7 protein-coding genes are annotated in these 5,511 nt (G+C 54.1%); all 7 read right to left on the bottom strand.

Annotation, left to right across the window (positions count from 1 at the left end; all coding sequences use genetic code 11):
* Nucleotides 1-67: 67 nt before the first annotated feature.
* Complete coding sequence (locus tag HY768_06175) at nucleotides 68-271, bottom strand: hypothetical protein (protein ID MBI4726795.1); 204 nt, start codon at nucleotides 269-271, stop codon at nucleotides 68-70.
* Nucleotides 272-280: 9 nt separating this feature from the next.
* Nucleotides 281-1,177, bottom strand: a complete 897-nt coding sequence (locus tag HY768_06170) for a hypothetical protein (protein ID MBI4726794.1) — start codon at nucleotides 1,175-1,177, stop codon at nucleotides 281-283.
* A gap of 88 nt (nucleotides 1,178-1,265) precedes the next feature.
* Nucleotides 1,266-2,180 (bottom strand): sugar kinase, encoded by a 915-nt coding sequence (locus HY768_06165; protein ID MBI4726793.1) that lies wholly within the window; start codon nucleotides 2,178-2,180, stop codon nucleotides 1,266-1,268.
* A gap of 86 nt (nucleotides 2,181-2,266) precedes the next feature.
* Nucleotides 2,267-3,094: a purine-nucleoside phosphorylase gene (locus HY768_06160; GenBank protein MBI4726792.1), complete on the bottom strand. Its 828-nt coding sequence runs from the start codon at nucleotides 3,092-3,094 to the stop codon at nucleotides 2,267-2,269.
* The gene (locus HY768_06155; GenBank protein ID MBI4726791.1) at nucleotides 3,091-3,786 is read right to left on the bottom strand and encodes a DivIVA domain-containing protein; all 696 of its coding nucleotides are present in this window, start codon (nucleotides 3,784-3,786) and stop codon (nucleotides 3,091-3,093) included. Before HY768_06155 ends, HY768_06160 begins: the two co-directional genes overlap by 4 nt.
* Before the next feature lie 232 nt (nucleotides 3,787-4,018).
* Nucleotides 4,019-4,324 (bottom strand): YggT family protein, encoded by a 306-nt coding sequence (locus HY768_06150; GenBank protein ID MBI4726790.1) that lies wholly within the window; start codon nucleotides 4,322-4,324, stop codon nucleotides 4,019-4,021.
* Nucleotides 4,325-4,453: 129 nt separating this feature from the next.
* A complete protein-coding gene (locus HY768_06145) occupies nucleotides 4,454-5,143 on the bottom strand; it encodes a YggS family pyridoxal phosphate-dependent enzyme (protein MBI4726789.1) in 690 nt (229 codons plus the stop codon).
* Between the last annotated feature and the right edge of the window lie 368 nt (nucleotides 5,144-5,511).

Raw genomic sequence — 5,511 nt, 5'->3', positions numbered from 1 at the left:
GGGATTTTGTTTTTTATCAGGCTCCATGATTATCTTTCAATGTGGTTAGGGATCGCCCACAGACCCGTTATATGCCCATGGGATTATTGGCGGTGATCGGCCCGTCGCTGAAACGAATTTTTGGGGCCGACCCTCCGCCTATGCTAAAGCTTCGGCGGACAAACCTGTTCCTGGCCGCCAGTTTTTCGAAGGTCTTGTTGTCTTCCCAGAATTTCAGTATTCTTTTTTCCAGTTCGGGAAAGTCAAGATTTTGGGGAACGTCTTGGTACATAAGGCTCTCTTAAAACTGCACGCTTAATGCTGTTTTGATCTCTTTGCTCTGGGGCAGGAATTCGTAGGTCAGCCCGTATTTCTTGCGCACTTTTTGGTTGTAACGGTTGACGCTGCGATTGGCCACCACCACATCGGCCACCCGCAATACCACATAGGCCAGGGCCCAGCCTCCGGCGGCCGAGCTTTTGTGGTTTAACGCCTGGGCCGTGGCGGCCGACTGGGCGGTGATGGAACTGATGAAAAAGAAGGCTGACCGGCCATAGCTCTTGGCGTAAAAATTGCCGGCCCCCGGTATTACCAGAGACCAAAACAGCGCCCAGCCTTTGGATTTGTATTCCCGCTCCGCCTGTCCCTCCAAAAGCCTCTGCATCATCACCTCGGTCTGGGGCGTGGCCTGGGTTTGCACCGGGGTTTGGGCCTGGGCCTGTAGTTTCCCGGAAAGCTCCTCGGCCGCCTCCCGCATGCCGGCGGTCAGCAGAAAATCCAACTCGCCCTTGTAATCGCGGGTGGCGCTTCTCTCTACCTTGCCGGTCCTGAGGTCTATCAGCCGGATCTGGGCCGAGAAGATATTGCCCACCTTTCCGGCCGAGCCGCCGATCATCTTCTGAACCGGCAGCAGCCTTCCGACCTCCACTAAGCAGGCGGTCTCGTCGCAGGCCCCGGTCTGCTGAAAGCCCTGCTCCCTTAAGATTTCGTCCATCTTGTCGCGCTCCAGCACTTCAAAGCTGTCGGTTCTTTGCAGTTCTATCGCCAGCCGCTCGGTGAGAAATTTGGCCTCGGTCTCGGAGATATCCGAACCCCGCAGAGGCATTACGGCCACCGCGGTCTTGCGGTCGGATTGGGCGAAAAGCCCCGAAGATGCCGCTGATAAAACGATCAAAGACAGCAGGATTTTTTTCATCATCGTTGCTCCTTTTGGTTAATGGTGGATACTTCGGATTGCCGGGCAAGCTTGTCTGACTCAGTATGACATTTAGAATATCCGTGTCCCGTTAAGCCTCGAATTCCTCGAAATGGGACAGCTTCTTGAAGCTCTTGAACCTGTTCTCGATCTCGTCCTTGGTCAGCGTCTTTAGCCGCTCCAGGGAGAATTTCTCCACGTTGAACGAGGCCATCACGCTTCCGTAGATCATGGCCCGGCGCAGGTTTCGCTCGTTCAGCTCCCCCTTGGAGGCCAGATAGCCCATGAAACCGCCGGCGAAACTATCCCCGGCCCCGGTGGGATCAAAAACGTCTTCCAACGGGAAGGCCGGGACGGAAAATACGGTTTGGCCGGAGAACAGCATGGCCCCGTGCTCGCCCTTCTTGATCACTAATATCTTGGGCCCCATCTCCCGGATGGCCCTGGCCGCCTTGATCAGGTTGGGCACCCCAGCCAGCATCCGGGCCTCGGCGTCGTTGATGAACATGATGTCCACCAGCTTGATGGTCTGCAACAGCTCGTCCCGGCTGCCCTGGATCCAGAAGTTCATGGTGTCGCAGCCGATGGCCAGCGGTTTTTTGACCTTGCCGATCACTTCCCGCTGCAGGGCCGGATGGATGTTGCCCAGGAACAGGAACTCGGCGCTCTGGTGGGCTTCGGACAGCTTGGGATGGAAGGTCTCGAACACGTTGAGGTGGGTGGCGTGGGTCTTGGCCTCGTTCATGTCGTATTCATAAGAGCCTGCCCAGCGGAAGGTCTCTCCCTTTGAAACTTCCAGCCCGGAAAGGTCCACCCCCCGCTGGGCCATGAACTCGATGTCGCCTTTGGGGAAGTCCTCGCCGACGACGCCCACCAGGCTGACAGCCGTGAAAAAGCTGGCGGCCGACGAGAAATACAGGGCGCTGCCGCCCAAGGCCTCCTTGGCCTCGCCGAACGGGGTTTTCACAGAATCCAATGCGATGGAGCCGACGACGGTTATCGACATGATAAAAGTCTTTCTTAGATGTTGAAAAAGTTAAAAATGATCAAAAGGTTGAAAACGTTTTAATCTTTTTGAATCCATCAAACTTTTTAGACGTTCATTTTGGCTACGACCTGTTTCACCAGCCTGACGAATTTGACCTCGGCCTTGCCAGCCACCGCGATAACCTTCTCCAGGCTCAACGGCTTCATGGCCTCGGGAAAGCCCATATCGGTGATGATGGAAAAGCCCAGCACTTTAAGGCCGGAGTGTCTGGCCGCTATCACCTCGGGCACGGTGGACATGCCCACCACATCGGCGCCAAGAATGCGGACCATCCGGTACTCGGCCCCGGTCTCCAATGTCGGACCGGTCAGCGCCAGGTAGACGCCCTTCCGGATTTTGATTTTCTCCTCCAGGGCCACCGACTCGGCCAGGGCGATCAGGTCCTGGTCATACAGATTGTACATATCGGGAAAGCGCGGGCCTAATGACTCGTCGTTCTTACCGATCAGCGGATGCCCGCCCATCAGGTTGATGTGATCAGAGATCAGCATGATGTCGCCAGCCTGATGGGAGGGGTTGACTCCGCCGCAGGCGTTAGAGACGATCAGGGTCTTGACCCCCAGAGCCTTCATCACCCGCACCGGAAAGGTCACCTGCTGCATGCTGTAACCTTCATAGAAATGGAATCGGCCCTGCATGGCCATCACGTATTTTCCCGAGAGCCTGCCGAAGATCAGCTTGCCGACGTGGCTCTCCACCGTGGAGACCGGGAAGTTGGGGATGGTCTCGTAAGAAATTGTGTCTATGATCTCTATCTCTTTGACCAGCCCGCCCAGCCCGGTTCCCAGTATAATGCCGATCTGGGGGACGACCTTGGTCTTTGACTTCAGAAAGTCGGCGGTCTCCTGGATTCGCTGTTTCAGTTCGCTCATTTCGGTTCCTCGTTGTTTGGATTCTCGGTCTGAGTGAAATTGGCCTCCTCGGCCTTCCGAGGCTCGGGTGTGGTCATTTTGGCGGTCTCCATCAGGGTGGACAGCATCCGCTGCATGTCGGCCAGCTTCTGCTCGTTCATGGTCCGAGCCGGCGGTCCGGAGGATTCGGGAGACTTGGCCGCCGGGGACGCCTCCTCCTTCTTGCTGCCAGCAAAGATGTTGGTCTGGATCCGGACCCCGGAATCCATCTCCTGGTACTGCAGCATTTCCAGATGGGAATCAAGCAGGCTGCGGAACTTGGCCAGATATCCGCTGCGCATGTTCTTTAAGTCGGCGATCTGCCGCTGCAAATCCATCAGGCGGGCCCGGGCCTCGCCAATTATCTGGTCGGCCTTGAACTGGGCCTCTTTGATCATCAGGTCCCCCCGTTGTTCCGCGTTCTTGCGGAGATCTTCGGAGGTCTTTTGAGCCGAGAGCAGAGTGTCCTGAAGGGTCTTCTCCATCCGGCGGTAATCGTCCACCTTGGTCTCCAGGCCTTCCAGCCTTTCGGCCAGGCTGGTGTTCTCTCGGATTAGCTCTTCCACCTCGCCGGCCACCATCTCTAAGAAAGCCAAGACCTCGGCCGGATCCAGCCCGCCCATGGGCTTTTTCTTAAAGGTCTGTTTGCGTATATCCAAAGGGGTCAGCTTCATGGTACCCTCCAATAATTTGGATTTCTGATCATGGTAATTTATTCCCGGAGTTCTTTCATCCGCAGATTTCGCAGATTTTTATTTGTCCAAGATTCATTTTGCCTGAATATTTATTTGCTTTTTCTGTAGCTGTTTTAAAACAAAACAATTTAATCTGCGTAAATAGTTCGGCCATCGCTCACTACAACGTTTGTTTAATCTGCGGATATGGTCCCCGGCAGATTGACAGTAGTTATATTTGCTTCAGCCGGAATCCCCACTCTATCAGGCTGGTTATCAGAAACTGTTTGATGAATATAATGGCCAGGATCGCCAGCATCGGCGACAGGTCCAGCCCCACCGCTCCCAGAGGAATGATCCTCCGGACCGGCCTTAAGCACGGCTCGGTCAGCTTGTGCAGCAGGCGGACGATGGGGTTGTAAGGGTCGGGGTTGACCCAGGAAAGCAGCGCCCGGATGATGATGGCCCACATGTAGATGTCCAGGGCTAGGCCTAAGACCTTTCCCAACGCTATTATGAGATTTGCCAGAAGGAACATTTAACTTTAACCCTTGTTATCATTTTAGAAGGAAGCCAGGAAAGCATGAATATTCGCTGTATGATCCCGGATCTTTTTTGAACCAGGGAATAATCTTTTTCGTACCCTTTCGTGTATTTCGCTGGCAGGTCACCCCCGGGCCCCGAAGATGGCACTGCCGATCCTGACCATATTAGAGCCTTCCTCTATGGCCGTCTCGAAATCTCCCGACATACCCATGGAAAGATATTTCATCTCAACATTCCGGAAGCCCAGCTTGGCAGCCTGCTCGAAGATCGCTCTCAACTTCCGGAAAGCCTTTCTTATTCTCAGACCGTCTTCAGTCAGCGGCCCCACCGTCATCAGGCCCAGGACTTTGACCGCCTTTATATCCTTTATAACCTCTATAGCATTTAGAACTTCTTCCGGCCCGAATCCGAATTTCTGTGGCTCGCCTGAAGTGTTGACCTCCAGCAGAATCTCCTGAACCTTATCTGCTTCCAGCGCCCTCCGGCCGACCTCCCGGGCTAGGCTGACAGAGTCTATGGAGTGGATCAGAGAGAACATCTCCACCGCTTTTTTGGCCTTGTTGCTCTGGAGATGGCCGATCAGATGCCATTGGACCGGGACTGAGATCTCAGGGAATTTCTGGGCCGCCTCCTGCACCCGGTTCTCGCCGATGGCGTTTACCCCACAATCTATGGCCTGGTTTATCAGGCCTGAGGGCACGGTCTTGGTAACCGCCACCAGAGTGGTTTCCCCGGGCTGGCGTCCGGCCCTTGAGGCGGCATCGGCTATCTTCCTTTTAATGATTTCCAGATTTTCTTTAATTTCAGCCATAACATATAATTATACCCTATTTAAAAAGTATTTTTCAATACTAATCGGAGATTAATTGGAGATTAAATTAGCTTGGGCGGATGGCCCGGATCCCGGCTTGGAACTTTGTTTTTATGCTTGACTATGGCTTTGTTGCGCAAAGATTGTAAAGATACAGCATCCCCTGATAAATAGATGATTAGACAGCAACCTTATATGACACCGGCATACCTATTTGAGCCATACGGGGGTGTGCGACAAATATATGGGTAAAATATTATGCCGCAGCACGGTACTCCCAAAAGTCTTCCCACCGATTGCTTAAGAGACAGCAGCGCAAGGCGATGATATTATTTGCCCCCCGAACAGTCCAGCGCATGCCCGACTGC

This window comes from candidate division TA06 bacterium, assembly GCA_016208585.1.
In the GTDB taxonomy this organism is placed as follows: Bacteria; Edwardsbacteria; AC1; order AC1; family EtOH8; genus UBA5202.
This window is presented reverse-complemented; position numbering and strand designations above follow the sequence as displayed.

What these genes read in the sequence shown, in the direction of transcription:
- HY768_06175 (MBI4726795.1), bottom strand. Translation starts at nt 271, where the DNA reads ATGTACCAAGACGTTCCCCAAAATCTTGACTTTCCCGAACTGGAAAAA.
- HY768_06170 (MBI4726794.1), bottom strand. Translation starts at nt 1,177, where the DNA reads ATGATGAAAAAAATCCTGCTGTCTTTGATCGTTTTATCAGCGGCATCT.
- HY768_06165 (MBI4726793.1), bottom strand. Translation starts at nt 2,180, where the DNA reads ATGTCGATAACCGTCGTCGGCTCCATCGCATTGGATTCTGTGAAAACC.
- HY768_06160 (MBI4726792.1), bottom strand. Translation starts at nt 3,094, where the DNA reads ATGAGCGAACTGAAACAGCGAATCCAGGAGACCGCCGACTTTCTGAAG.
- HY768_06155 (MBI4726791.1), bottom strand. Translation starts at nt 3,786, where the DNA reads ATGAAGCTGACCCCTTTGGATATACGCAAACAGACCTTTAAGAAAAAG.
- HY768_06150 (MBI4726790.1), bottom strand. Translation starts at nt 4,324, where the DNA reads ATGTTCCTTCTGGCAAATCTCATAATAGCGTTGGGAAAGGTCTTAGGC.
- HY768_06145 (MBI4726789.1), bottom strand. Translation starts at nt 5,143, where the DNA reads ATGGCTGAAATTAAAGAAAATCTGGAAATCATTAAAAGGAAGATAGCC.